The organism is Streptomyces purpureus, from assembly GCF_014648195.1.
Classification (GTDB): domain Bacteria; phylum Actinomycetota; class Actinomycetes; order Streptomycetales; family Streptomycetaceae; genus Streptomyces; species Streptomyces purpureus.
This window is the reverse complement of sequence record NZ_BMQQ01000042.1, coordinates 23,276-45,332: the sequence shown is the minus strand read 5'-3', so window position 1 is coordinate 45,332 and position 22,057 is coordinate 23,276. Positions and strand designations below refer to the sequence as shown.

Below are 22,057 nucleotides of genomic sequence, written 5' to 3'. Positions count from 1 at the left end.
GCCACCAGGTACGACAAACTCGCCGTCCGCTACGAAGCGACAGTGCTGGTCGCAGCCATCAACGAATGGCTGTGACCAGCACTTTCACAACAGGCCCTAGCTCTCCTCGCTCCGCCACGGGATCAATTATCGGCCGGGGCCTGCCGCCAGCCGTCGATGCCACCGAGCAGCTCGGTCAGGACGAGTCCGGGGTCGTCGGCCTCTGCGGACCAGCGGTCGTAGGTCGCCTCCCACAGCGGGGCGAGCTGGGAGGCCCACGGCAGCCGGTAGCGATGGGTGAAGGACGCCTCGCCGGGCTGCTCGATGGTGAGCCGTTGTCCCAGCCAGCCCAAGCGGTGCTGCACCACCGCATCGGGCTTCAACACGATCCGCCGCTCGCCGATGATGAGCATTTGGCGGTCGCCGACTTGGCAGAGCTCCGCCCGCTGGCGACCGAGCTGCCCGGACCAGAGGAGCGTTCCTTGCGATCCAACAGGTTCGGCTTCCAACGAACTTCTCCGTTCACCTGGAGGTCAGGACATGTGGCGCGGCCCTTTGAGGCGGCCGCCCGAACAGAGTGTCCCCTTGCCTGTTCCAGCCGCAAGATCATTTGTCAGACAGGCCTCGCCGCCTACTTCGCCCACACCGACGCTTCGGAACCCCGGCTGTACTCGTACTACGGCGGGCAGGACATCGGCCGGCTTCACATGCTCTGGGACCACAGCCGGGCCGTGATGCCGTAGTTCATCCCGCAGTGGTTCACCGAGCTCCAGGGCCTCATCGTCGACGCTGGGAACCCTCCCATGCCGGCGCAGGCCTCGGGCGAGCACCACGCCCTGGCCGATGCCAGGTACAACCGCGTCATGCACGAGCACCTGCTGCGCCTCCGCGCCGGCCGGGACGGTGCCCGGTGACCGTGCTGGCCACGGGCATGCTGCCCGACGTGAAGCTCGCGACACCGGCGCCGGTCAGCGCCGCGGCCATGTCACGGCCGTGGTCGCCAGGCCTCATCTCCTCGGCAGCTGCGCAAGGTGCCAGGCCCCCTGCCACCGCTACGGGGTCGGCGGCAATCCCTTGTGCCCGGAGCACCGGGCCGAGGTCGCCACCCAGCAGAACCGCACAGGCACCTTCCGAGTCCGGGTCGTGCCCTTCAGCAATATTTCGTACGCCGCCGCCCGCGCCTGCCGCGCCCCCGCTCCCGCTGATGACGGGCGGTCTCCGCGTCCCGCAGCGCCTGCCGGCGGGCCGACTCCGCCCCGGCCGCGGCCGCGTAATGAGGTGCGGTCCAGAACGGGCCCCGGTATGCATCGCCGGAGTCGCCCGCGCCGTAGACGTACCGCTCCTCGTGCTGAACCAGGCGTCCCTCGAGGATCCAGGTCACCGCGTCGTGCAGGGGTATGCCCTCGGCCGCGGTCCAGCCGTCGTCGGCCGTGTACCGGGCGACCACACCGCGTACCGCCCGAGGCCCCCCTGCCGACTCCGTCAGATGCAGCGACGGGACCGCCGCCATCCACGGCCGTGGGCGCTCCCGATCGTCGAACCAGCACACCTGCACCTCGTCCGCCGCGTACCGCTGGGTGCGGTCGCGGACACCAGCCTCGGTGATCGGCGAGAGCTGGGCCTCCAGCGCGAACCGGCGGCCGTCCGGGGCCAAGGCCAGGACGTCGGCCCACCAGGCGCCGTGGGGCGCAGCGGCCTCGAGGAGTGCGTCCCATCCGGCCGCGCGTGCTGCCGCGGCAAGGTCGGACTTCAGCAGCAGGTGCCCCGCGCTCTCCCCTGCAAGGGGGCAGTCGGGCGTGCGGCGGCGGTGGGCGAAGTGTGGTAGTCCCAGCACCGAGACTCGGGCGACCATCCGCCCGTCACAGGCCGGGCAGTGCAGCGGGGCCCGGGCCCGGTGGATCGTCTCCCAGCTCACTCCGCATCCCAGATCGGGCTGGGTGGCGTCCAGCCTCCCGTGCTCGGCGTGCTGAGCGGTGAACGGCATTGCCGGAGCATTCCCTCGCTCTGGCGGCCACACGCGCGCAGCCGGCCTGCCGTGAAATCGTGTGGCGCGTCGAGGCGCTGCGATGCCAAGCTCCACCCACCGAAGGGGCGTAGCTCAGCCCGGCCAGAGCAGCGGACTCCAAACCCGTACGCCGCAGGTTCGAATCCTGCCGCCCCTGCGCAAACAGCGGAGCGGCCAGGGCCCCGTGGGGGCCTGGCCGCTCGCTCATGGACCTACACATAGGGCGGTTATGCCGGTGCGCGCAGAAGCTGACGAGCACCGCGCAGTGTGGTGCGCAGACTCCGCTGGGCCGACCGGCTGTCGAGACGTATGTCGAGCGCGCCGGGAAGCGTGCTCTCGGCTCGCAGGCCCGTGGTCAGCCGGGAGGCGTCGAGACCGTCACGCCTGGCGATGAGGACGCCGAGCTCGTGACGGCTCAGAGCGTGGGCCCTGGGAGATGGTGAATGAGCGTTCGGTCTTGCGTCCTCGGCTGCCGGCTTCGAGCGTGCGGGGGTCGACGGCCTCGGCTGGGGCGCCGGTGGCGTGCAGGCCCTCGGGGACGGTGTCGCGGTCGTGGGGCAGGAGCCAGAAGACCCTCCGCCGGAAGGTTCCAGATGCGCGGGATGCCTTTGCTTGGGGCCGAGAATGGCGTAGCCGACCATGCGGCCGTCGCGGAAGTAGGCCGGCTTGCCGGTGTGGTCTTCTGTCTTGGCGTACGCGGTGGTGGCGATGCGGACCTTGTCGGGGCCGGTGAGGTCTCTCCGCCGAGGTAGCGGCGCGCGCCGTCGATGAGCCAGCTGAGAATGCCCGGGCCTTCCTTGGCGACGAGGATGTCGGCAAGGTTGTCGATCTTGTGCTCGGATGGGTGTGAAGGGACGGGTGCCGGTCGGCTCGTGATAGACCGGCAGCGGTCGGCGGCCGACCTCGATCCGGGTGACGGCGGCCCGGCTCAGCAGGGTTTCCAGCGGTACGGTCTCCCGTCCCGGAGACGGTTCGTGCCGGGGCTGGGACGTCGCCGGTTGTGGTCCGTCGGCCCTTGCCCGACGGCAGGCCGTCCCGGTGTGTCTCGCCGGCCTCACCATGGACTGGAGTTCCGGCAGTATCGCGCGGATGGCTCCGCACGCGCGGCATCCGGCACCGCATCGCCCGCAGAGGAATCGAGTCCTCGCAGCGGCTCGGCCGCCACCGATGGGTAGTTGAGAGGGCCGTGTCCTGGCTGGCCGGCTGCCGTCGGCTGCACCGCCGGTAGGAACGCGAGCCCGAACACTTCCTGGCCTTCGTCGGTATGGCCGCGGCCCTCATCTGCCACCGGCGTCGGTCAAGACGTAACACCGACGACGGCAATGATCCGGCTGGATACGCTGGTCTGTCATGACCAGCTGAAGGTGCCGCGATGAGCCAGTACTTCGGCCTCGGCGACGAGACACTGTGGAACCCGTCCAATGGAGCTTCCCGCATGTTCCGGCGCCAGGTGGCGGTCTTCGAAGCGGAGCTGGAACTCCCCTCGGGCATTGGGCCGATGGAGAACGACGAGTGCCAGATCAGCCCCGACACCTTCGAAACCTTCGTCAACGCCCTCCTGGCGAAGCACCGAAGAACGAGCCACGCCATCTGGCTCGCGCTCTGCGAGGGCTTCATTGCCACCGTGCTCGTTCTTGCAGAACGCGCCGCGATCAAGGTGGACTGGGAACGGCACGGAGCCGCCCCGGAAGCCCCACTGGAAGACGTGCAGGTTTCCACCGTCACTGGGATGTCCGCCCCTGCGGACGCCGCAGCCTGGGCTGCGGGTCTGCGCGAGAAGGCACGGGAGTTGGGACGCCGCATGCCCCGCTGACCAGAGCAGCCGCTTCCGATGAACCGATCACAGCCAGGTTGGCGTCTGCCTGGTCGAGCAACGCCTGCCATCGAGCAGGCTTCGGCCCGCGGCCATCGCACGATCTTCAAGAGTCCACAACCAAACCCTTGATCATCTCGCGGTGGCCGCACGCATCAGGCGTCGTCGTACTCGCCATCGTCACTCTGGGCCTTCGCCTCCAGGACATCCGCCACTTCGGGCATCGCCGCGATCACGCATCGCTCGGGTTCTTGGACACGATCCGCCCGGCGCTCCACCAGATCGGGGCGACCGCGAGGCCGGGATCGGCGGCGACCGCGGCTTCCCCATCCGCTGCGGTGATGTCCTGGCCCTCACCGTTCAGTTGTATCCGCGTGGTTCGTCGCCTGCCGTCGTGGCCTGCTTGCGGTAGGCCCCCGGCGGCGATCCGAAGTGTCGTTTGAAAGCTTTGGCGAAGGCGAACTCCGACGTGTACCCCGTGTGCTGCGCGATGGTGCTCAGCGGGGCCGGCGATTGGTGCAGCAACCGCGCCGCGGTGGCCATCCGCCAGTTGGTCAGGTAGGTCAGCGGCGGCTCGCCGACCACGGAGGCGAAGCGGCGGGCGAACGCCGCGCGGGACAGTCCGGCGCGGGTGCCCAGCGACTCCACGGTCCAGGGATGGCCGGGATCGTCGTGGATCGCCTTCAGGGCCGGGGCGACGGCCGGGTCGGTCAGCGCGGCCGCCCAACCCCGGGTCCGCTCCTTGGGTAGTTCGGCGTACCACGACCGGAGGATGTACAGCAGCAGCAGATCGATGAGCGCCGTGACGACCGCGTCCGAGCCCGGCTGCGGCGCGTGGAACTCGGCGCACAGTTGATCGACCGCTGAGCGCAGTACTGGGTGGCGGCCGGGAACCGCGGGGAGGTGGATGACTTCGGGTAGATCGCTGAACAGCGGATGCGGGCGATCGACGTCGATCGCGTACGCGCCGCACACCAGCACCGTGTGCGGCCCCGGTCCGTCCACGGTGACCTGTCCGATCGGGGAGGAACGGTCCACGCGCTCCGGTACGAAGTCGACCGGATCGCGGCCCGGCACGTCGCACAGGGTGTGTCCGCTGCCGCGCTGCAGGAACACGATGTCGCCGGGTCCAAGGGCGAGCGGTTGGTCGTGCGGTGGCAGGAGGTGGCAGTGGCCTTCCACGACCACGTGGAATCCGGCTCCTGAGATGGGTTGGAACTTCAGGGCCCACGGGGCGTGCGCGTCGGTGCGAGTCACCATCGGGCGTCCCGTGCGCAGGACTTCGAGGGTGTCGCTCAGGATGTCCATGGCGCCACCCTAGCGCCTGCAGGGCGAGACGATATGACAGGGAATCGAGATCTTTAGTCATTCACCGTCTCGATGTGGAGGCGTACGTTCTTGCCGTGGCGGTTGCCGAACCCCGGCACTGCATCGACGAAGGAATGGGTCCCATGTCTCTGGCCGGCAAGAAGATCGTGATCATCGGTGGAACCTCCGGCATCGGCTTCGCGGTAGCCCGACAGGCCGTGGCGGCCGGCGCGTACGTCGTGGTCGCCTCCAGCAGTCAGGACCGCGTGGACGCCGCGACGAAGCGGTTGGGCGAGCCGGCCGAAGGCCGCCTGCTGGACGTCGCCGACGGCAACGCCATCGCCGCGTTCTTCGAGCAGGTCGGGGAGTTCGACCACCTCGTCTACACCGCGGGCGAATCTCTGCTGATCAAGCCGTTGGCCCACACCACCCCGCAGGAGGCCAGGGCCGTCTTCGAGCGCCGGTTCTGGGGCGCGTTCCTCTCCGCCAAGTACGCTGCACCGCGACTGCGCGACGGCGGCTCGATCACTTTCAGCTCCGGCGTCCTCGCGATCCGCCCCCTGTCCGGAACCGCGCTCACGGCAGGTATCACCGGCGGCATCGAGGCCCTGTCCCGGGCACTCGCCGTCGAACTCGCCCCTGTGCGCGTCAACGTGATCCAGCCCGGTGTGATCCGCACCGAGCTGTGGGACGGCAGTGTCCCGGACCCGGAGGCTTTCCTCCAGGGCGCCGGGTCCGAGCTGCTCACGCGGCGTGTCGGCACTGCCGAGGAAGCCGCGGCGGCCTATCTCTTCGTCTTGGCCAACGCCTACGTCACCGGCACCACGCTCGCGATAGACGGCGGCGCGGCACTGGTGTGATACAGGCGCCAGACGCAACAGCCAACGGAGCAACGCCGCCGCGACGCGCACGTGCCGCGGCGGTCGACGCCGCGAGGCCGACCAGATGTGCGGATCCGAGCCGCCCGGCCCGAAGCGGAGACCCGGTCGACCTGACCATCCCGGAGATCCGCCGCCTGATCGGCGCACTGTTCAGCCCGCCGATCACAGCCCTGAACGCACTCCTGCACTGGTCGAACTGGCGCAGAAGCCATCAAGCTTCGGCACGTCGCAGCCACGGGTCGATGCCGAGGGCGCGGACCGTACGCGCTACCCCCACGTCATGGGCTGGTCAAACCTGCTCTTGCCCGGCCAGGAGCCGGTCTCCGACCGGGAAGCGGTCGAACTGCTCGCCCGCGCCGGGTTCGTCGACGACAGCAGCCGATTCGGGCAGGAGGCGGTGGCGACGGCCGCGTTCGGCGACGGCGATGTGCCCGGGCGCCAGGACCTGATCCTGGCGAGCCCCGCCCCCGGGCCCTGCCCTGGCCGGCTACCAGGTGCAGATGGAGCCCGCCGAGACGTGGAGCGTCGGCGGACTGCGAAGTACTGCTCGTCGCGGTGTGCCGGATACGGGGCCCGGGGAGAGCGGGCGCGCCCTGCGCAGCTGGAGGTGCGGTCCCCAGCGAGCCAAGTACGCGGTGAGAGACGCGTCGTGCGGCCTGGGGTACGCCCTCCCTCCGGGCTGCCTCCGGACAGCGCCACACCGGCCGCACGGTCACCCCGCCCACCTCACCCGCCCCCTGGCCAGGTGAGGATGCGTACGCCACCAGCGGTACCTGCTGGACTGGGAGCAGGACGAGCACCGCAGCGGCCCCGTACCGCTCAGTCCTCCCAGTCCTCGTCGTCACCGCCGCGCATGGTGCGCCATCCCTGAAGGTCTTTCAACGCCTCCTGTGCCAACCGGGCGTAGTGCACCGGGCACTCCCACAGCTCGCGGGCCGAGAGCTCGGCGGGCACGGGGGTCTCGGGGTGGTCGTCCGGCGCGTAGAGGTGGACCACCGCGCGGTACCGGGACTGCACGGTGGAGTCGGCGGTGGACCAGGGGTGCTGCCGGTGCTCGCAGGTGACGTCCAGGTCGATGGTGGCGAGCGCGGCGGCCAGGTCGCGCGCGTACGAGGGCGGCAGACCCCCGTATGACTGGGCGATGCCCATCCACAGGCACAGGAACACGCCGATCCGCTCCTCGTCCCGCACCTGCCCGGTGAGCCAGCGGCGGGCGGACCACAGGGCGACCGGGCCGGTGTTGTCCTCCCAGCTGCGGCTGATCGCCTCCTGCATGGCGACGACGTCGATGCGGCCGTCGTCCCGGACGAACTGCGCGTCCAGATGGGAGACGTCGATGCCGCCGAAGAGCTCCTGGTGTGCCTCGTGCAAGCGGTCCAGGGCCTCATCGGCGAGGCCGGCGAGGAACCCCTCGCAGTCGAACACGGCCGACTCCTCCGGGTCGAGACCGTAGTCCTCGGCGAATGCGGCCCGTCCGGTCTCGGTCAGCATGCTCACCCCGGCCTCGACCTCGTACTCCGAGTCCAGCTCCGCGGGGTGGGCGCCGGCCGGGCAGGTGCAGGAGGCCCGGTCCAGCTGCGCACGGAACCCCTCCAGGACCCGTGTGTAGGAGGCGAACAGCGACTTGCTGAAGATGCGTGCGGAGACGTACCAGCAAGTGGCATGGAGGAGGATCGTGTACCCGGTCCGCTCCCGGCCGCCCTGCGGGGTGGCCTCGCGGCCGAGCGCCTCCGCCGCGTCGCCGGCGAGGACGGCGAGGGTCGATTCGGGATCCGCATAGGGGTAGTCGCTGACAATCCCGGACAGGTCGGATATCAGTTCGCGATGGTCGGCAGGCAGCGTCGGCGTCACTTCAGTCACATCCGTAACCGACGAAGGCGCCGGTCGGAACGGTTCCCGGCGAGGGGCGATCAGCCAGGGCGAGGCTCCTGCCCCCGCCGGCGGGGGCCTACGGCCGTGGGTGAGCCGACCGGATTCGCTGACCTCGCCTGTCGTTCCTCCGGTGGCCCGGCGCCCCGTACCCCCCGCATGCGCGTTCGGTTAGGCTGACCTTGCCTGGCGTGCGGGGTGCAGTGGGGTTCCGGTGCCGCAGGTGGCAACCCAGAGGACACAACGGGCAGAGGCAGGGCGCAGATGAGAGACGGTGACCGGGCTTGTGCGCGTCGTGTGCCCGCTGGGGCGTGCCCATGCGGGTGAGGGGCGTCCCTGGTTGTGGCCCGGAGCTCGGGGCGAGGCGTCGTGGGTAGGATCGCGCTCACGGCCGGAGCCCTGTATGTCATTGTCCTGCTCCGTGCCGGTGGGACGTTCGCCGTCGGGTGGCTCGCCGGTGCCGGTGCCCGGCGCAGCAGGTTCGGCGGGCGGATCTCCTCGGCGAAGTTCCGCCGCGCCGAGGGGGCGATCCAGCGGTGGGGCGCGCCAGTGGTGGCCGTCTCCTTCCTGACCGTCGGCTTCCAGACCGCCGCCAACTTCCTCGCGGGCAGCATGCGCATGCCGTTGCCGCGCTACCTCCCCGCCCTGTTCGTGGGCGGAGCGGCCTGGGCGCTGATCTACGCGACCGCGGGGCTCGGCGTCCTCGAAGTGCTGGGAAGGCTCTTCGCCGAGCGGACGGCCCTTGGGGTGTGCGCCGTGGCCGTCCTCCTCCTCGCGGTGTGCGGGGTGGTGGTGTACCGCAGAAGAAGGGCGGCGGCCCCCTCCGGCGGTGACGCCGTGGTCGAGGAGTCGTGAGTCCGTGCCGCGCGGGCGGGTGCCGCGGCGGGCGGGATGGACGCGCGGCCTCAGTGCTCCTCGGGCGGGTTCCGTAGGGCGAGGTCGTGCGCGAGGTCCTGCGGAAGCCTGCCCCTCCTGGGCCTCGTCGGGGACGGGCGGCGGCAGGCTGACTGGCCTGGCGGGCCGCGCGGGCGGGCGCATGGAGAGCGGCCAGGACCCAGCGCGCTGCTGATGCCGGTGATGGTGAGGCGGGTGATGGTGAGGCGGGTGCGGACACCGGGGTCGGAGGCTGCGCGGCGATCGTCGGTCTGATGAGCGCGTCGGCGCTTCAGGAGACGAGGACGCCGTCGGGGCGGGCCCCCCTGGTCCCGGTGTTGCCCGGGTCCTTGGCTGGCGACAAGACCACCACGCGTCTCGTCAGGGAAAGTGCCCCCGCGATCACCGGCGATGCGGACCAGCTACTCCTTTACGCGGGACCCGCGGGACCCGCCGGATCCGCGGGGCCACGCCGGTCCTGGACGTGGACGACGTGCAGTTCGGTGCCGTCCCGGTGGCGCTTGGAACGTCCGAGCAGCCCGACAGCGATCTCCGACTGATCTTGAGGCTCATCAGGGCCGACATAGGTGAGGACGTCGTTGTGATGCCCGGTGACGACCCATCCCTCGACGTCCTTGAGGTCGATCACCCCGAAGTCTCCTGCCGAGGATCCGGCATGCACCGGGCCGAACTCCTTCAGGAGGTCGGTTGCCTGTTCGGCAAGCTCTCCTTCCGGAGCGGTCAGCACGACACACGTGCCATGCTCGAACAGCACCCACGACTTGCGAGGGTCGGCGAGAAGCCGCTGCCAGACGTCTATCAGCATCCTGGTGTTCACGCCGGTCATCATGGCGCAGAGCACCGACAGCAGGGGGACGGTCGACCGACGGCCACGGCGAACACACGGCTGTCGAGCATGCGGGTCTGCCAGGTCCCGGGGCCGGTCACCGGCCCGGCCGAGAACCCCGCAGGGTGGCTGGTGGGGCCGGCGCGGTTGGTGGGCTTGCCGCTCACGTACGGCCTGGCCGTGCGCTGCGCCCTGCCCTGCTGGTGCCGTGGTCGCTCCTGGGCGCTTCAGCGGAAGGCGGGGAGGGCGAGGGCGAGAGTGCCCCAGCCGATGAGGACGGTGACGGTCACAAGGATCAACGGCATCGGCAGCCACGTGAAGACGGCACCCAGGCTCTTGCACGCGACCACGCGTGCGGGGTGCTTGAGGTGGTAGGCGACGTGGTACGTCTCGCCGCGTACGCCGCCGGAGCCGGGGGCGGGGCGGAGTTTGCCGTCGGTGGCGGTGTAGCCGTAGGCGACCTCGCCGTGGATGAGGAGGGGCTGCGCCTCGACCGTGATGCCGTGGCGGGGCAGGTACCACTCGTTCCACAGGATCGCCACCGTACGGATTGCTGCCCGGCCGATCGCCAGGCCGCTGCCGCCGAGCAGCAGCACCGCCAGCGCGCGGCTCACATGGTCCCCGGCGATCACCACGCCCGCGGCGAGGGCGAGGAGTCCGAGGCCGACCGCGGCCATCGTGCAGCGGATGACGAACTCGGCAGGCTGCAGCGGCTCCGTGTCCTCCTCCTCGTCGTCTGCCTCCCGGCCGGCGTCCACGTCGTCCCGGGGCGTGAGCGTCACGAGCGTCGAGCCGTCCACCGGGTCCTGGTCGGCGGGGCGTTGGGGCAGCGAGCTGTTCACCGCCTCCTGGAAGACGGTGGCCGAAGCGCGGCTCACGCCGTCGATCCGGTACACGGTCGGCTCCATCCCGGCCGGGGCCGTCAGTTCCACGGCCACCACCCGCCCGTCGGCGTGCACGTGCGCGACGGCGGCGAAGGGGATGCGGACCTCCTCATGGGGGCGGCGCAGGAGCAGTCCGCCGCTGTCGGCACGGAGCTCGGCGCCCCGGTCACCCAGGAGGACGGGTATGGACGAGATGATCGACATGCGCGCGATCGTAAGGGGTGGGGATTCCCGAAAGGTATCCCGAAGACGTACGGTCACCGCTGTGGACATGGTCATCCTGGTACTCAGCGCGTTCCTCCTGGCGGGCGGCTGCCTGCTTCTCTTCGGCCTGATGTGCTTCAGCGGCGAAAGGCGCGCGCTCAGTGAGGCGAGGGAACTGCAGGAGACGGGCGTCGAGGTCCCCGCGGTCCTGGTCGCGCTGGAGCCGCTGGTCCGCACCGACACCCTGCGCGCCTGCTACGAGTATCCGACGGCGGGCGGCTCACACGCCCGGCACGTCACGGGCGTCGGCCCCAATCCCCTGCACGTCGTGGGCGAGACGTACTCGCTGGTGCGGCTGCCGCGCGTGGCGAACAAGGTCCACATGGGCACGATGGCCGCGGTGCGCAAGGAGCGCGGGGACCGTGAGAGGTACGTCCGCCATGCCGTGTGGATGATGGTCTCGGGCTCCACGGCGTGCGCGATGGCCGTGACAGGCCTCGTCCTCGTCCCCTGACCCCGGCTCCTCCCCCACCGTCCCTTCAAGGGGCAGGCGAAGGCCGGGAGAGCGTGGCGCGGTGAGCGGGGTGAAATCCGGCGACTCGCAGGGAGTGCGGCGCGGTTTCGCCCGCGTGTCCCCGGGCGGGGTTCTTGCGCCTGCCGCGTCGTGGCTCTGGCGTGGGGCGACGATATCTGCCTGGTGTGGTGGGGGCCGGCGTTGGTCACGTGCGGTGGCAGCCTGGTCCGTGTCAGGATGACGGCCGTCGACCGGGAGGCCGGCGCCGCGCAGGCGGCCTGAAGGGGCTGCGCAGGCGGCCTGAAGGGGCTGCGCGCGAAGCGAGGGGTCGGGGAGTTGAGGGATGGTCGCTGTCTACTCCTGCGCGCTGGAGGGAGTCGCCGCCAACCCGGCCCTCCCCACGCCGCTGCTGCTGCGGCTGATCGCCTTCGACGCCGGGGGCCCCGGCCCGCCCTTCCAAGCCCTCCACCGGCCCGGGCTGCCCGAGCAGGCCGTGGCGGCCGTCCTCACCCACCCGGTTGTGGGCACGCGAGTCCAGTTCGCCATGAGCGGCCAGGCAGAGCCCGAGCAGCGCGCCCGGCTCGCGGACGACCTCTCGCCCACGGTGCGAGCCGCCGTCGCCTACGGACCCGAATGGACCCACGATCCCCGGACGAAGGTCCGTCCGCTGCCCGACGCCGTATGCGGGCGTCTCCTCGACGACCCCGAACCTTCCGTACGCAGCGCCCTGTTGGACTCGCCCCACGTGGCGCCGTCCTTCCTCGCCTCCCTGGTCCGGCATCCCGATCCGGCCGCACGACGTGCCGCCCTGCGCGTCTGGAACGAACTGACGGCGGACGGGCGCGCCACGCTGCTTGAGGACCCCGACCCCGAGGTACGACGCTCTGCCGCGCTGCTGGCGTGCCCCTACGACGCACGGCTCACCGCGGCGCTGCTGCGCGACCCCGCCGCCCTGCCCGAGACTCTGCGCCGGGGGCTTGTCAGCCGCGCGGACGCCGAGCGTTTCCTCGCCGAGGGCGTCCACCTGGCCGAACTCGCCGGCAATCCGTCCCTGCCGGCCGACCTCGTGAACCGGCTCGCCGTCGACCCCGACGAGGGGGTGCGGCTCGCCGTCTCCCTGCGGCCCGAACTGACCGAAGCCCGCCGGGCCGCGATCGACTTCACGGTGGCCCCGCACGCACGGGGTGAGGTGGACTGGGTGGCGGCCGGTATCGCCGATCAGGGCGTGCTGCACCAGGCCGCGACCTCCACCCATCCCCTGCTGCGCCGCGCCGCGGCCCGCAGCCCCCATCTACCGCCCGGCCTCTTGCGGCTTCTGAGCCAGGACCCGGACCCCGTCGTCCGCACCCACCTGGCCATCCATCACCCCGACACCCCCGAGGAGGTCCTGATGAGCGTGTACGCACGGCTCGGTGGGACGTTCTCCGCCTGGATGGCGACCGGCCACCCCCGCTTCCCCCGCGAGGGGCTCGCCGCCCGCTACGCCGACCATCCGGAGGCGATCTACCGGCAACTGGCAGTCCGCGACCCCGCCGCCGGCCCCGGCATGATCGAGCGGCTCAGCCACGACCCGGACGTCCGGACGCGTCAGGCGGCGACCCGCGACCCGCGACCCGCGCCTGCCGCTCCCCCGGCTCCTGGAGGCCCTCGCCCTGCCCGACCTGGCCTCCAGCGCGGGTGCCAACCCGGCCCTTCCCCCGGGCGAGATGGCCGCGGTCATGGACGAGGCCGGGGTGCCCGCATGACGATGACGGGCGCCTGGAGCGACGTGGCCCCGGTGCTGGGTGACGATCGTGATGAACGCGCGGTTGATGAACTGGGGCCGGGCTCGGCGCCGGCCGGGACGCGGCGCGGCGGTGCGGGACGCGGCGCGGCGGTGCGGTGCGGGGCGGCGGTGCGGTGCGGGGCGGGGGATTCGAACAGCATGGCGTGCTCTGTGCGGCAGTTGACGGCTCGAACGCGGTATGCCGGAGTCCCGGCGTGAGCGAGAGTGACGGTCTGACGCCGGCGGAAGCGCGTATATGGCGGGCCTTTCCGCGAGGCGAGTCGGTGGACTTCCGCGCCGCCCAGGACGAGGATCCGGCGCTCGGCGACGCCTGGGGCGCTGAGCGGACCGTACGGGCGAGTGTGCTGCGGGCGCTGCTGGTCAAGGCTCCGCAGGAGGAAGGGGAGATCGCCGCGCTCAAGATCACGGGGGCGCGGATCACCGGCGTACTGGACTTGAAGCACGCCCGGATCGATGCCGCGATCCGGCTGAGCCACTGTCACTTCGACGGCGTTCCCGAGCTGTACGGTGCCCAGTTGCGCCAGCTCAATCTGAGCGGGTCGGTTCTGCCGGGCCTGACCTCGGCGACCTTGAGGGTCGAGGGGGTTGTGCGGATGACGGGCTGCCGTGTGCGGGGGCCGGTGCGGCTGGGCGGGGTGCAGATCTCCGGGGCGTTGTTCATGGAGCAGGCGCGGTTCACGGCGCCGGACGACTCCGAGCCGGTGCTGCAGCTCAACCAGGCCGTGATCGGTGCCGACCTGTGGGCGCCGGAGATGCGCGCGCACGGCCAGGTACGACTCACCGGGGCCTCCGTCGCCGGGCGGATCAACGTCCAGGACGCAGAGTTCCACCAGCCCGGTGGCACCGCGCTGGACGCACAGAACCTCACCGTGGGGGCCCATGTGCGGGCGCGGCGCATACGTACACGGGGCGGGGTCGAGCTGCGGGGCTCGCGTATATCAGGGCGCCTCGACCTGCTCCACGCCCGCCTGTCGCATCCGGGCGGCACGGCGCTGCGGGCCAGCAGCTGTGTCATCGGTGAACTCTGGCTGCACGGCGGCGATCGTATCGAGGGCGCCCTGAATCTGCGGCGGTCTCGAATAGAGATCATGAACCTCGAGCCGGAGATGCTGCCGGACCAGGTGCATCTCGGCAATCTCACCTACACCGCCCTCACCCCGCACGAGCCCGCCGAGCGGCGCCTTCCGATGCTGGAGCGCGACGGCGAGCGTTACGAGCCGTACGGCTACGAGCAGTTGACGGCGGCCTACCGCCACGTCGGTGACGACGAAGGGGCCCGGTACGTCCAACTCGCCAAGCAGCGCCGCCGGCGCACCACGCTCACCTGGTACGGACGGGTGTGGGGGTACCTCCAGGACGGCACCGTCGGCTACGGCTTCCGCCCGTTGCGCGCGGCCCTGTGGCTGCTGTCGCTCACGGCCGTCGGGTCGATCGCGTACGGCCTGGACCACCCACGCCCCGTCAAGGCGGGTGAGGCGCCTGCCTTCAACCCCGTCTTCTACACCCTCGACCTGCTCCTGCCGATCGTCAGCTTCGGCCAGGAGTCGGCTTTCGCCCCTGCCGGCTGGTACCAGTGGCTGTCGTACGCCCTGATCGTCACCGGCTGGATCCTGGCGACGACGATCGTCGCGGGTGTGACCCGTACGGTGAGCCGCCCATGACCGTCTCGCCTTCGCGCGGGCCCGCGGCCGGGTAGGCGGGTGCGGGCCGAAGCTCACCGAGGATCAGGCCGCAATCGAGGGATCCATCCGAACGCGGCGGCGGCCGGCGCCGCTTCCGATATCACGGTGCACGCCTGTGGCCTGGGCTGAGGACGAGCTGCAGCCGGACGGCCTGCCTGCGCCTCTGCCTGGTGTCGGCGGGCGCCGGTCCGGGGCGCGGGGTCCGTCCGCTCGTCCTTCACCGTACGGGCCACAGGGTCCACGTGAGTCCGGATGAACGGGCTCTGTCGCTGTCTTGTGATCCGCTGGCCGAGTCATGTCGTCAGGCGGAGTCAGGACAGGTGAAGTGCCACCCCGCACAGGCCGTGCCCGCTGTGCGCGGCGGCGCGCCAGACCCGCAGGGGCCCGTCGAGAACGCTCTCCTCGCCCTTGGAGTAGGACAGCCAGTCCTGGCTGTCTGCGAGGGTGCGCTCCGCGGCGCTGAAGGACAGGGCGCGTTCCACGTGCGGAAGGAACGCGGCTACTTGGGCCGAAGTAAGGAGGAAGTTGCCGCACCAGCCCGGCAGGAGAGCCGCCCTGTCGGGACCGACAGCATGGAAGAGGGCCGAGACCGCGTATTCCTTGGAGTGGACGGAGATGAACATCCCCGCGTCGCTCTGCCCATCCCAGACATCGTCGACGACGTAGAAGGCCGGGTCGGCGGTGCCGTCACAGACTTCGTCAACGTGAGGGCCCGGGGCGGTGAGCTCGCGGAACGATTCGACCGCAGCGCTGTCGGCCGCCGGGCCATGCGGGCTGTTCTCAGAGGCGTACCAGGTCTCGTAGGCCGGGAGGGGTGCTCGGCGCCACTCCTGCCAGCGGCGTTGGGCATCTGGCCGGGCGCGGTCCGCTCGCATGGCCGGCAGCAGCCGTGGTGCCAGGACGGCGATGACGTTGTCTGTATGGCTGGTGATGGCCCAGGCGCCCGTGAAGCCCATGAGAGGACGCTATCGCCAGGATCTGACAGAGCACCGCCTGTTGGTGTGCGCCCGCGCAAGCCCACCGTCACAAGGGTCAGCGACAGCATCGATGACGGTCCGGTCGTTGAGCGTGGCATGACGACGGGAGCCTGCGAGGCCCGCCGTCAGGGACGACGGGCCTCGCAGGTGTGGCTGCCCGCGGGCTGCTCGGGGGGAGGAACGCCTCAGCACGCAGCCGACGGCAGGCGGACGCGGCGTCTGACTTCGCACTGCTCAATCCTCCCGCGACACGGGACGACATCCAGCAGGCGGAGCTGCTTCTTGGCACCCCGCTGCCCGGTGATCTCGCTGAGTCTCTGCAATGCCACAACGGGGTGAGCGCCTGAGTGACCTTCCTGCCGGAGCAGTCACGCTCACGGTGAGCGGCATCGTGGACCGTTGGCAGACCTGCATGGCGGTGACGTGCGCGGGCTGCATCCCTACCTCACCACTCAAGGTGAGCTCTGGGTGGGACGAAGAAGGCTGCGAGGAGCTCAACGGTCATCCGCTGAGGGCAACGCCCATCGGGCTGTCATAACCACCAGCCGTCGCGGACCGGCCGTCGGGCCGACGCGAACCACCCGACTGCTCCTATTGGCGCTGGGGAAATGCGCGATCGTCCACAGCGTCGATGTCGGCGGCGATCGGCAGTCAGATCACCTCGTCCAACTCGGCCTGCATCTGCGCCGCTTCGACGTCGCGCGCGACAGCCTGGGCGAGCAGCAGCCGCAGCAGGAGCACGATGAGCGCGACGCCCAGGATGGCCACGCCGACACCGCCCATGATGACGGTGACGCCCGGGTCCTCCCGCTGGCCCGGCGCGTTGAGGGCCGTGACCGCGAACCAGATGAGGGCAGCCGCGACGATCGCGCCGATGACGCCGTCCACGTACCGGAAGGCGGCGTGGGAGAACACGGTTCCGTGTCGCACCATCGCCGCCAACTGCCACACGCAGACCAGGGCGACCTGGGCCGACATCATGCCCAGGATCGTGATCACGCGCAGCGGGGTCAGCGGGAGCGACCCGTCCTCCGGGTCGGTGGCCAGCGCCCACACCATCAAGGCCTGAACGAACACGGTGCCGGTGAACACCACCACCAGGACGGCGCGCAGCGCACCCACTGCCAGCTTTCCCATAACCCAGCCTTCCATCGACTTACGATGGGAATCTATCGAATTTCGATAGATGGGACAAGGGCTCGGACGGAGGAACGAGGCTCCGGGGCAGATCTGCGACGACGTCGAAGCCAAAGCCATCGCCAACCAGGTCGTCGAACTCGCCGGCCTCGGCATCGAACCCGACGAGACCGGCGAACCCACCGTCGGCACCACAGCGGTCCAGCTCCGTGAGCGCGGCCGGAGATCGGGCAAGTGGCCTGAGATCCTCACGGGGAACCGGCGGACATGAGCGCACGGAAGAGGAAAACGGCTGCGGCGGCGATCGCCGCGGGACTCGCCCTGGCCGGATGCGGCTCCTCGGAGCAGCACCCGGACAACCGGCCGCGGGAGTCCGGCTCGGCGGCCTCTCGCCGGCCTGGCCTGACAGGGCGCTTGCACAGGACATCACTGCGCAGCCAACGGCATCCCGTCCTCGCCGGGAACGAATCCGAACCCGCCGCGCCGCGGCCCGCCGCCAAGCCCGCGCGGCGGTACGAGGGCAGCCCCGCGGCAGGCGGGCGGGGCTGCCGCGGTGGGTGTCAGGCGGCCGGCGCCAGACGAGGGGCGGGTGGAGCGAGGGTGGGAGCGCCGTACGGGACGGGTACTGCGGCGAAGATCGCGTCCTGCTGGGCCTGCAGTTCCTTCTTGCGCTCGGGGCTGGTCGACGGCAGCCGCTGCTCCTCGTACAGCTTGTGCGTCTCCTCCTGGGCGTACTTGCTCGCCGGGGTGTGGAACTGCACCTCGAACAGCTGCAGCGAACCGGGCGCGCGCCAGCCCGTGTTGAGTCCCTTGTAGCCCTTCTCGCGGCCCCAGGTGTTGGACCACTTCATGGTGTCGCTGCCCCAGTGGGAGAGCACTTCCGCGGCGATGGTGACGCCGGCTGTGTAGCGGCCGTCGGGCCACTGGAGGGTGTAGCGAACGGCGTCACTCAGGCGCGCCAGGACGTCGTCGGCGTTGCGCTCCGGATGCTCCTTGAGGTCTGTTGCGACCTTCCGCTTGAGAGAGTCGGGGGACTTGAGCCGGTGGTCGAAGCCGACGAGCTCGGCCTGGCTGAGGGCGGCGGCAGCCCGTACGTCGCGGCTGATCGACGGCTCCGCCGCGCGGGCGCGGGCCAGGTACGCGTCGACCTTGCGGTTGTCCGCGGCGCTCAGGCACAGTCCCTCGCGCGTCCAGCCGTCCGGGCCGGCCTCGCACTGCCCGCCCCTGTCACCGCCGCGCATGGCGGTGGTGTGCTTGCCCGTCGTGTCGAAGGCGGCGGCGTACGCGGTGGGCCCGGTGGTGGCCGTGGCCAGGGCGAGGGCGGCGGCCAGTACGGCGGCTGCCCGGCCGAGGTGGGGCGTGCTCATGGCGGCGGTGGTGTCCCTTCTTGGCGCATGGCACCGCCCGCACCGGGAACGGGGCGGGCGGTGATCGTCGCCGGGGACAACGGGACGAAGGACGCAGAAGTACCGCGAAACAGCGCCGATTTGTCGGGCATTGGCGTGATGGCACCGCCCGGCGGCGGAATCCTGCGGCGGAGCTGTGCTGTCGGCCGGCCGCCGAGCCGGTGACCGTCTCAGCGGATCTCCGTCGAGGGTGCTCGGTCATCAGCTGGGGGATCTCCCCCCGCACGTCGCGGCGGACCGCCGAGGCACCGCCTGGCCGTAGCCCGGCGAGCTCCCGAGCGGCCAGGCTCGGGGTTCCGCTGCCGGAGGACTACAAGGAGCTCTACGAGACGTTCGGCGGCGGCGTCTTCAGTGATTCCGTCTACCAGCCGCTCTGGCGAGAGGCCGGCCGTCGCCGCCGGTGGCCGGGGCGTGCATGCGCAGGGTGGGGAAGCGGGTGAACAGCGTGTCGAAGGCGGCGGCCAGTTCGGGCGTGGCCAGGTACTGGCCCAGGCAGGGGTGAGGGCCAGCTCCGAAGGCCAGGTGGCGGAGGTCTGCGGGCCCGCCATGCCCGGGCCGGGCAAGCGTCCAGACCCGGTTGCCGCCGCGCCGGCACGGTGCGCATCACGTCCGCCTGCGGCTGCTCGACGTACCGGCGTTGGCAGCGTTTCCCCTTGGGAGCGGCGGGGGCTGCCGCGGACGCGGAAGCGCACCAGCCCGCGGCTACGGGGACGCTACGATCACTCGATGGCCAATACGACGATCCGGGTCACGAAGCAGACCCCACCTCGCCGTGCTCGCCGAGGAACGCGGGTTCAGCATCGGCCGGCTCGTCGCCGCCCTCGTGGCCGCGCGGCCCACCGCCGCGCAGCGGGCCGAGCAGGTCGTCGCGGCCCGCGCCCATGCGCGTGAGGTGATCGGCGTCGAGATCAGCGAGTTCGCCTGCCTCGATGTGCTGGGCAGCCTGCGGCGGATCGCGGCGGAGAAGCTCGGGCCATGCCCGGCAGGGACGCCGCGTCGTCACCGTCGACACCAGTGCCGTGACCGCACAGGCATCGGGGCATGGGGCACTCCTACGCGCTCGCGGTGAACCTCACCGCCGGCGGCGCCCCCCTTCTGGTGCCGGCACTGTGCCTGGCCCAGGCCGAGACCGACCACCCGCGAGCCGCGCACCGATGTCGAGACGCTCGGGCAGATCGACGCACCGGCCGTGGGCACGATGTCCCGCGACGTCAGGGTGCCCCGGGCAAAGTGCGGGGCACCCTGACTGCCCTCACCCGGCCCCGCCGGGAGGCGGCGGACCGGGTGAGGCGTCGGACGTGGAGTTCTTACGGATACTCGCTGCGGCACGTGGCGCACATCGCGTATGCCGCGGAGGTGCCTGCGATGGTCTCGCCGCAGATGCAGCAGGTTCCGCGCTTCGGCGCGTCCCTGGTGGTCTCCGGCTCCTTGGCTATGTCCTTCGGCCCCATCTCACGCTCGCTCATGGCCTCTCCTGCCCTCGCACGATGACCGGCACTGAGCACCCGATCGGGCGTAGCTCTTCCAGGGTGGAGCGACACCACGCATCCCGCGCGCTAACCCCCTCTGAGCAGGCACGGAAGCGCTCCGCGAGGGCCCCTGGAAGGCGCGAGCGCCGCGTCGAGCGGCTTGCGAACGGCACCGGGCGAAGGCAATGGAGCGTGGATCGCAGGTCTGCCGAAGCCGCGGCCGCCTCGACACCGGCCTTGCTCAACCGTTCAACTACATGCCAGGGCCGTTTTCGCCCCCTCTTCCGGCGGCGTGAGGCCTGGGGCCCGGCGCGCCGACACGCGCCGTGCGGATGCGGTGGGCCGTCGGCCTGGTCGGGGAGGATCGCGTTGCAGTCATCGGCCCGGGTCCGGCGGGAGGCGGTCGTCCGCAAGGCGAAGGCGTATTCCTGGAATCGGGCCGCGCCGCGGGTGCGAGGTCCGGTTGCGGTGCCGGGCCGGAGAAGCCCGTCCCTCCCTCTCGTCGGAGTCACCATGGCCCCACCTTCCAACTCGCCTCCCCCACGCCGCCGCTTCGGGGCGTCGATCGTGCCGGTTCTGATTCCCATCGCGGTCCTGATCCTGGTGGCGGTGTCGGTGGGATCGTGGCTGCAGTTCACCGAGCGGCAGGCGATCGACACCGTTCACACGGTCGGATCCGACGCCGCCGACCGGGTGGATGTGCAGGCCACCGTCCAGCATGTCGATGCCGCGGCCAGAGAGCTGGTGCTGCGGGTGCGGGTCGTCCCGCGCGGGGCCTTCGGCGAACAGGAGGGGGCCGCCCCCGTCGCCGACCTCAGTCTCCAGACCTCCGCGGCCACCTTGGGCGACCTGGAGTTCACGGCGCATGAACGGCTCGTGACCACCGACGTGCAGGTCGCGATCGCGGGCGGATCGGTCAGCGACTATCCGTTCGACACCTATGAGACCGACATCGGGTTCTGGGCGGCGCTGGGCGGCAAGGAGGTGCCGGTCAGGGTGATGTTCTCCAGCAACGACACCCTCTTTTCGATCTCCGCGACCCCGACGCCGTCCGGGCAGGGCGCCGAGGTGGGGCTGGGGCTCTCCCGGTCGGGCAGCCTGCTGGTCTTCGCGGTCTTCATGATGGTGGTCATGTGGGCGCTGGCCGCGTCCGTGCTCATGGGGGCCTGGTACCTGACGACACGCGGTGAGGGCCTGGTCTGGCCCGCCCTCGCCTGGATGGCCGCGACCCTGTTCGCCCTTGCGGCGTTCCGTAACACCGCCCCCGGCCAGCCCCCGATCGGCTGTGTGATCGACTGGTTCGCCTTCCTGTGGGCCGAGACCGTCATCGCCCTGTGCCTGATCGCCGTGGTCGTCACCAGCGTCCACACCGCTCTGCGCCGGGACCGCGCCCGCCACGCCTAGGCGCGTTCGCGGCTCTCACAGAGGCGTCAGGCTGCGCAGGGTCAGTCCCACTCCGACCGTCAGCACGGCGAACGCCGTCAGCAGGGTGCCGTAGGGCGTCAGCCGGCGCAGGGCGGGCAGGCGGCGTCGGTACGGTGCCGACGGCGCCCATCCCCCCGTCGGCCCCCAAGGTGCCCGGCAGGTGACGCACACGGTCCCCGGATCCCGGCCCAGATCATGCGAGGGCCGGGACCGGAGGATGGTGTGAGGACGTGCGGGAGGACGCCGACTCCTCGCGCCCTCCCGCACCGCCGGGGCGGCACCGCCGGAGAGCTGACGCGTATGCGGCGGGCACGGCCAGGTGTGGCCCGGGGAAGCTGCCGCTCCCCCACCGTCGGGCGGCGGCGCACCGCGCATCGCAGCGGCCGGAGCCGGTGGTGTACGAAGTTGGTCGTGAACGAACAGATCCAGGCCGCGACCGTCCGCGTCTTCATAGCCCTTGCTCCGCCGGATGACGCCAAGGAGGAGCTGGCGCAGGCGCTGCGGCCGGCCTATGACGCCTACCCGGGCATGCGGTGGAACCGTATCGAGGACTGGCACATCACGCTGGCGTTCCTCGGTGAGCTGCCGCAGCCGGCTGTGTCGCTCCTGATGCCGCCGCTCGCGGAACTGGCGGCGAGCCGTCAGCCCCTGCGGCTGGCTCTGCGGGGCAGCGGGCACTTCGACGAGCGTGTGCTGTGGAGCGGGATCGGCGGAGACCTCCAGGGGCTGCGGCTGCTGGCCGGGGAGGTACGGGCGCTGGTGAAGGAAGCCGGCGTCCCCTTCGCGGACCGGCCGCTCAACCCCCACCTGACGCTGGCCCGTTCCCGCCGTGACGACACCTCCAGCGTGGTGCGGGCGGCCGCGGGTCTTTCCGGGTTCGCCGGGCGTACGTGGCAGGCCGGGCGTCTGCATCTGGTGGGCAGCAACTACGGCCGCGGGCCCGGGCCGATCCGCTACCGCGACGTGGAGGCCTGGCCCTTGGGGCTCGCGAGATGAAC

At 71.2% G+C, this 22,057-nt stretch carries 21 protein-coding genes, 1 tRNA gene and 4 pseudogenes; 13 read left to right on the top strand and 13 right to left on the bottom strand.

Features of this window, described 5'->3' with window-relative positions; all coding sequences use genetic code 11:
• Nucleotides 1–122: 122 nt before the first annotated feature.
• Both IEZ01_RS32205 and IEZ01_RS32200 read right to left on the bottom strand, forming a co-directional pair.
• Nucleotides 123–392: a hypothetical protein gene (locus tag IEZ01_RS32205; RefSeq protein ID WP_189205249.1), complete on the bottom strand. Its 270-nt coding sequence runs from the start codon at nt 390–392 to the stop codon at nt 123–125.
• Between the two features lie 737 nt (nt 393–1,129).
• Nucleotides 1,130–1,963, bottom strand: coding sequence for a competence protein CoiA (locus tag IEZ01_RS32200; RefSeq protein WP_189205247.1), 834 nt, complete (start codon nt 1,961–1,963; stop codon nt 1,130–1,132).
• Nucleotides 1,964–2,066: 103 nt separating this feature from the next.
• On the opposite strand from IEZ01_RS32200, the gene IEZ01_RS32195 reads away from it, so the two are divergent.
• Nucleotides 2,067–2,141: transfer RNA gene (locus tag IEZ01_RS32195), tRNA-Trp, on the top strand.
• 221 nt (nt 2,142–2,362) lie between these two features.
• Here IEZ01_RS32195 and IEZ01_RS35390 read toward each other — a convergent pair.
• Nucleotides 2,363–2,655, bottom strand: a pseudogene (locus IEZ01_RS35390) (DUF6009 family protein); the annotation flags it as partial.
• Nucleotides 2,650–2,822 (bottom strand): annotated as a pseudogene (locus tag IEZ01_RS35385) (DNA primase); the annotation flags it as partial. The pseudogenes IEZ01_RS35390 and IEZ01_RS35385, both read right to left, overlap by 6 nt.
• Before the next feature lie 255 nt (nt 2,823–3,077).
• Between IEZ01_RS35385 and IEZ01_RS32190 the strand changes: the two are divergent.
• A pseudogene (locus IEZ01_RS32190) lies at nt 3,078–3,338 on the top strand (hypothetical protein); the annotation flags it as partial.
• Nucleotides 3,339–3,356: 18 nt separating this feature from the next.
• Nucleotides 3,357–3,797, top strand: coding sequence for a DUF6086 family protein (locus IEZ01_RS32185; RefSeq protein ID WP_028798353.1), 441 nt, complete (start codon nt 3,357–3,359; stop codon nt 3,795–3,797).
• A 360-nt stretch (nt 3,798–4,157) separates the two neighbouring features.
• On the opposite strand, the gene IEZ01_RS32180 is transcribed toward IEZ01_RS32185, so the two are convergent.
• Complete coding sequence (locus IEZ01_RS32180) at nt 4,158–5,105, bottom strand: AraC family transcriptional regulator (protein WP_019891863.1); 948 nt, start codon at nt 5,103–5,105, stop codon at nt 4,158–4,160.
• A gap of 143 nt (nt 5,106–5,248) precedes the next feature.
• Between IEZ01_RS32180 and IEZ01_RS32175 the strand changes: the two genes are divergently transcribed.
• Both IEZ01_RS32175 and IEZ01_RS36230 read left to right on the top strand, forming a co-directional pair.
• Nucleotides 5,249–5,965, top strand: coding sequence for an SDR family oxidoreductase (locus IEZ01_RS32175; RefSeq protein WP_189205244.1), 717 nt, complete (start codon nt 5,249–5,251; stop codon nt 5,963–5,965).
• 71 nt (nt 5,966–6,036) lie between these two features.
• Nucleotides 6,037–6,222 (top strand): annotated as a pseudogene (locus IEZ01_RS36230) (IS701 family transposase); the annotation flags it as partial.
• 583 nt (nt 6,223–6,805) lie between these two features.
• On the opposite strand, the gene IEZ01_RS32170 reads toward IEZ01_RS36230, so the two are convergent.
• A complete protein-coding gene (locus tag IEZ01_RS32170; RefSeq protein ID WP_229833322.1) occupies nt 6,806–7,846 on the bottom strand; it encodes a hypothetical protein in 1,041 nt (346 codons plus the stop codon).
• A gap of 378 nt (nt 7,847–8,224) precedes the next feature.
• On the opposite strand from IEZ01_RS32170, the gene IEZ01_RS32165 reads away from it, so the two are divergent.
• Nucleotides 8,225–8,710 carry a DedA family protein gene (locus IEZ01_RS32165; RefSeq protein ID WP_189205243.1) on the top strand — a complete coding sequence of 162 codons (486 nt, stop codon included), beginning with the start codon at nt 8,225–8,227 and terminating at the stop codon, nt 8,708–8,710.
• Between the two features lie 448 nt (nt 8,711–9,158).
• On the opposite strand, the gene IEZ01_RS32160 is transcribed toward IEZ01_RS32165, so the two are convergent.
• Both IEZ01_RS32160 and IEZ01_RS32155 read right to left on the bottom strand, forming a co-directional pair.
• On the bottom strand, nt 9,159–9,578 hold the full coding sequence (locus tag IEZ01_RS32160) for a hypothetical protein (protein WP_019891857.1): 420 nt from the start codon (nt 9,576–9,578) through the stop codon (nt 9,159–9,161).
• A gap of 224 nt (nt 9,579–9,802) precedes the next feature.
• Complete coding sequence (locus IEZ01_RS32155; RefSeq protein WP_189205241.1) at nt 9,803–10,663, bottom strand: hypothetical protein; 861 nt, start codon at nt 10,661–10,663, stop codon at nt 9,803–9,805.
• 61 nt (nt 10,664–10,724) lie between these two features.
• Here IEZ01_RS32155 and IEZ01_RS32150 point away from each other — a divergent pair, with 61 nt between their 5' ends.
• From IEZ01_RS32150 to IEZ01_RS32140, 3 genes are all read left to right on the top strand, one after another.
• Nucleotides 10,725–11,177 (top strand): hypothetical protein, encoded by a 453-nt coding sequence (locus IEZ01_RS32150; RefSeq protein WP_189205239.1) that lies wholly within the window; start codon nt 10,725–10,727, stop codon nt 11,175–11,177.
• Between the two features lie 343 nt (nt 11,178–11,520).
• Nucleotides 11,521–13,161: a Mucin-2 gene (locus IEZ01_RS32145; protein ID WP_229833321.1), complete on the top strand. Its 1,641-nt coding sequence runs from the start codon at nt 11,521–11,523 to the stop codon at nt 13,159–13,161.
• The gene (locus tag IEZ01_RS32140; protein WP_028798351.1) at nt 13,158–14,624 is read left to right on the top strand and encodes a hypothetical protein; all 1,467 of its coding nucleotides are present in this window, start codon (nt 13,158–13,160) and stop codon (nt 14,622–14,624) included. Before IEZ01_RS32145 ends, IEZ01_RS32140 begins: the two co-directional genes overlap by 4 nt.
• A gap of 332 nt (nt 14,625–14,956) precedes the next feature.
• Here the strand turns inward: IEZ01_RS32140 and IEZ01_RS32135 are convergent, their stop codons facing one another.
• The gene (locus tag IEZ01_RS32135; RefSeq protein ID WP_019891852.1) at nt 14,957–15,601 is read right to left on the bottom strand and encodes a hypothetical protein; all 645 of its coding nucleotides are present in this window, start codon (nt 15,599–15,601) and stop codon (nt 14,957–14,959) included.
• Nucleotides 15,602–16,273: 672 nt separating this feature from the next.
• On the bottom strand, nt 16,274–16,759 hold the full coding sequence (locus IEZ01_RS32130; protein ID WP_019891851.1) for a DUF2975 domain-containing protein: 486 nt from the start codon (nt 16,757–16,759) through the stop codon (nt 16,274–16,276).
• Nucleotides 16,760–16,808: 49 nt separating this feature from the next.
• Between IEZ01_RS32130 and IEZ01_RS32125 the strand changes: the two genes are divergently transcribed.
• Nucleotides 16,809–17,030 carry a hypothetical protein gene (locus IEZ01_RS32125; RefSeq protein ID WP_019891850.1) on the top strand — a complete coding sequence of 74 codons (222 nt, stop codon included), beginning with the start codon at nt 16,809–16,811 and terminating at the stop codon, nt 17,028–17,030.
• Nucleotides 17,031–17,319: 289 nt separating this feature from the next.
• Here the strand turns inward: IEZ01_RS32125 and IEZ01_RS32120 are convergent, their stop codons facing one another.
• A complete protein-coding gene (locus IEZ01_RS32120; RefSeq protein WP_189205237.1) occupies nt 17,320–18,126 on the bottom strand; it encodes an ATP nucleotide 3'-pyrophosphokinase in 807 nt (268 codons plus the stop codon).
• Nucleotides 18,127–18,513: 387 nt separating this feature from the next.
• The gene (locus tag IEZ01_RS32115; protein WP_106960068.1) at nt 18,514–18,687 is read right to left on the bottom strand and encodes a cytochrome P450; all 174 of its coding nucleotides are present in this window, start codon (nt 18,685–18,687) and stop codon (nt 18,514–18,516) included.
• 250 nt (nt 18,688–18,937) lie between these two features.
• On the opposite strand from IEZ01_RS32115, the gene IEZ01_RS32110 reads away from it, so the two are divergent.
• A complete protein-coding gene (locus IEZ01_RS32110) occupies nt 18,938–19,234 on the top strand; it encodes a hypothetical protein (protein WP_019891847.1) in 297 nt (98 codons plus the stop codon).
• A 238-nt stretch (nt 19,235–19,472) separates the two neighbouring features.
• Here the strand turns inward: IEZ01_RS32110 and IEZ01_RS32105 are convergent, their stop codons facing one another.
• Nucleotides 19,473–19,631 carry a hypothetical protein gene (locus IEZ01_RS32105; RefSeq protein WP_019891845.1) on the bottom strand — a complete coding sequence of 53 codons (159 nt, stop codon included), beginning with the start codon at nt 19,629–19,631 and terminating at the stop codon, nt 19,473–19,475.
• 570 nt (nt 19,632–20,201) lie between these two features.
• On the opposite strand from IEZ01_RS32105, the gene IEZ01_RS32100 reads away from it, so the two are divergent.
• Both IEZ01_RS32100 and thpR read left to right on the top strand, forming a co-directional pair.
• Nucleotides 20,202–21,038: a DUF4436 family protein gene (locus IEZ01_RS32100; RefSeq protein ID WP_019891844.1), complete on the top strand. Its 837-nt coding sequence runs from the start codon at nt 20,202–20,204 to the stop codon at nt 21,036–21,038.
• Between the two features lie 432 nt (nt 21,039–21,470).
• Nucleotides 21,471–22,055, top strand: a complete 585-nt coding sequence (gene thpR / locus IEZ01_RS32095) for an RNA 2',3'-cyclic phosphodiesterase (RefSeq protein WP_189205235.1) — start codon at nt 21,471–21,473, stop codon at nt 22,053–22,055.
• The last annotated feature ends 2 nt before the right edge of the window (nt 22,056–22,057 follow it).

Bases quoted from the DNA above. Each gene is read 5' to 3' on its own strand.
- IEZ01_RS32175 (WP_189205244.1), top strand. From the start codon at position 5,249: ATGTCTCTGGCCGGCAAGAAGATCGTGATCATCGGTGGAACCTCCGGC.
- IEZ01_RS32200 (WP_189205247.1), bottom strand. From the start codon at position 1,963: ATGCCGTTCACCGCTCAGCACGCCGAGCACGGGAGGCTGGACGCCACC.
- IEZ01_RS32120 (WP_189205237.1), bottom strand. From the start codon at position 18,126: ATGAGCACGCCCCACCTCGGCCGGGCAGCCGCCGTACTGGCCGCCGCC.
- IEZ01_RS32205 (WP_189205249.1), bottom strand. From the start codon at position 392: ATGCTCATCATCGGCGAGCGGCGGATCGTGTTGAAGCCCGATGCGGTG.
- IEZ01_RS32155 (WP_189205241.1), bottom strand. From the start codon at position 10,663: ATGTCGATCATCTCGTCCATACCCGTCCTCCTGGGTGACCGGGGCGCC.
- IEZ01_RS32105 (WP_019891845.1), bottom strand. From the start codon at position 19,631: ATGAGCGAGCGTGAGATGGGGCCGAAGGACATAGCCAAGGAGCCGGAG.
- IEZ01_RS32160 (WP_019891857.1), bottom strand. From the start codon at position 9,578: ATGATGACCGGCGTGAACACCAGGATGCTGATAGACGTCTGGCAGCGG.
- IEZ01_RS32125 (WP_019891850.1), top strand. From the start codon at position 16,809: ATGGGACAAGGGCTCGGACGGAGGAACGAGGCTCCGGGGCAGATCTGC.
- IEZ01_RS32145 (WP_229833321.1), top strand. From the start codon at position 11,521: ATGGTCGCTGTCTACTCCTGCGCGCTGGAGGGAGTCGCCGCCAACCCG.
- IEZ01_RS32130 (WP_019891851.1), bottom strand. From the start codon at position 16,759: ATGGGAAAGCTGGCAGTGGGTGCGCTGCGCGCCGTCCTGGTGGTGGTG.
- IEZ01_RS32135 (WP_019891852.1), bottom strand. From the start codon at position 15,601: ATGGGCTTCACGGGCGCCTGGGCCATCACCAGCCATACAGACAACGTC.
- IEZ01_RS32180 (WP_019891863.1), bottom strand. From the start codon at position 5,105: ATGGACATCCTGAGCGACACCCTCGAAGTCCTGCGCACGGGACGCCCG.
- IEZ01_RS32185 (WP_028798353.1), top strand. From the start codon at position 3,357: ATGAGCCAGTACTTCGGCCTCGGCGACGAGACACTGTGGAACCCGTCC.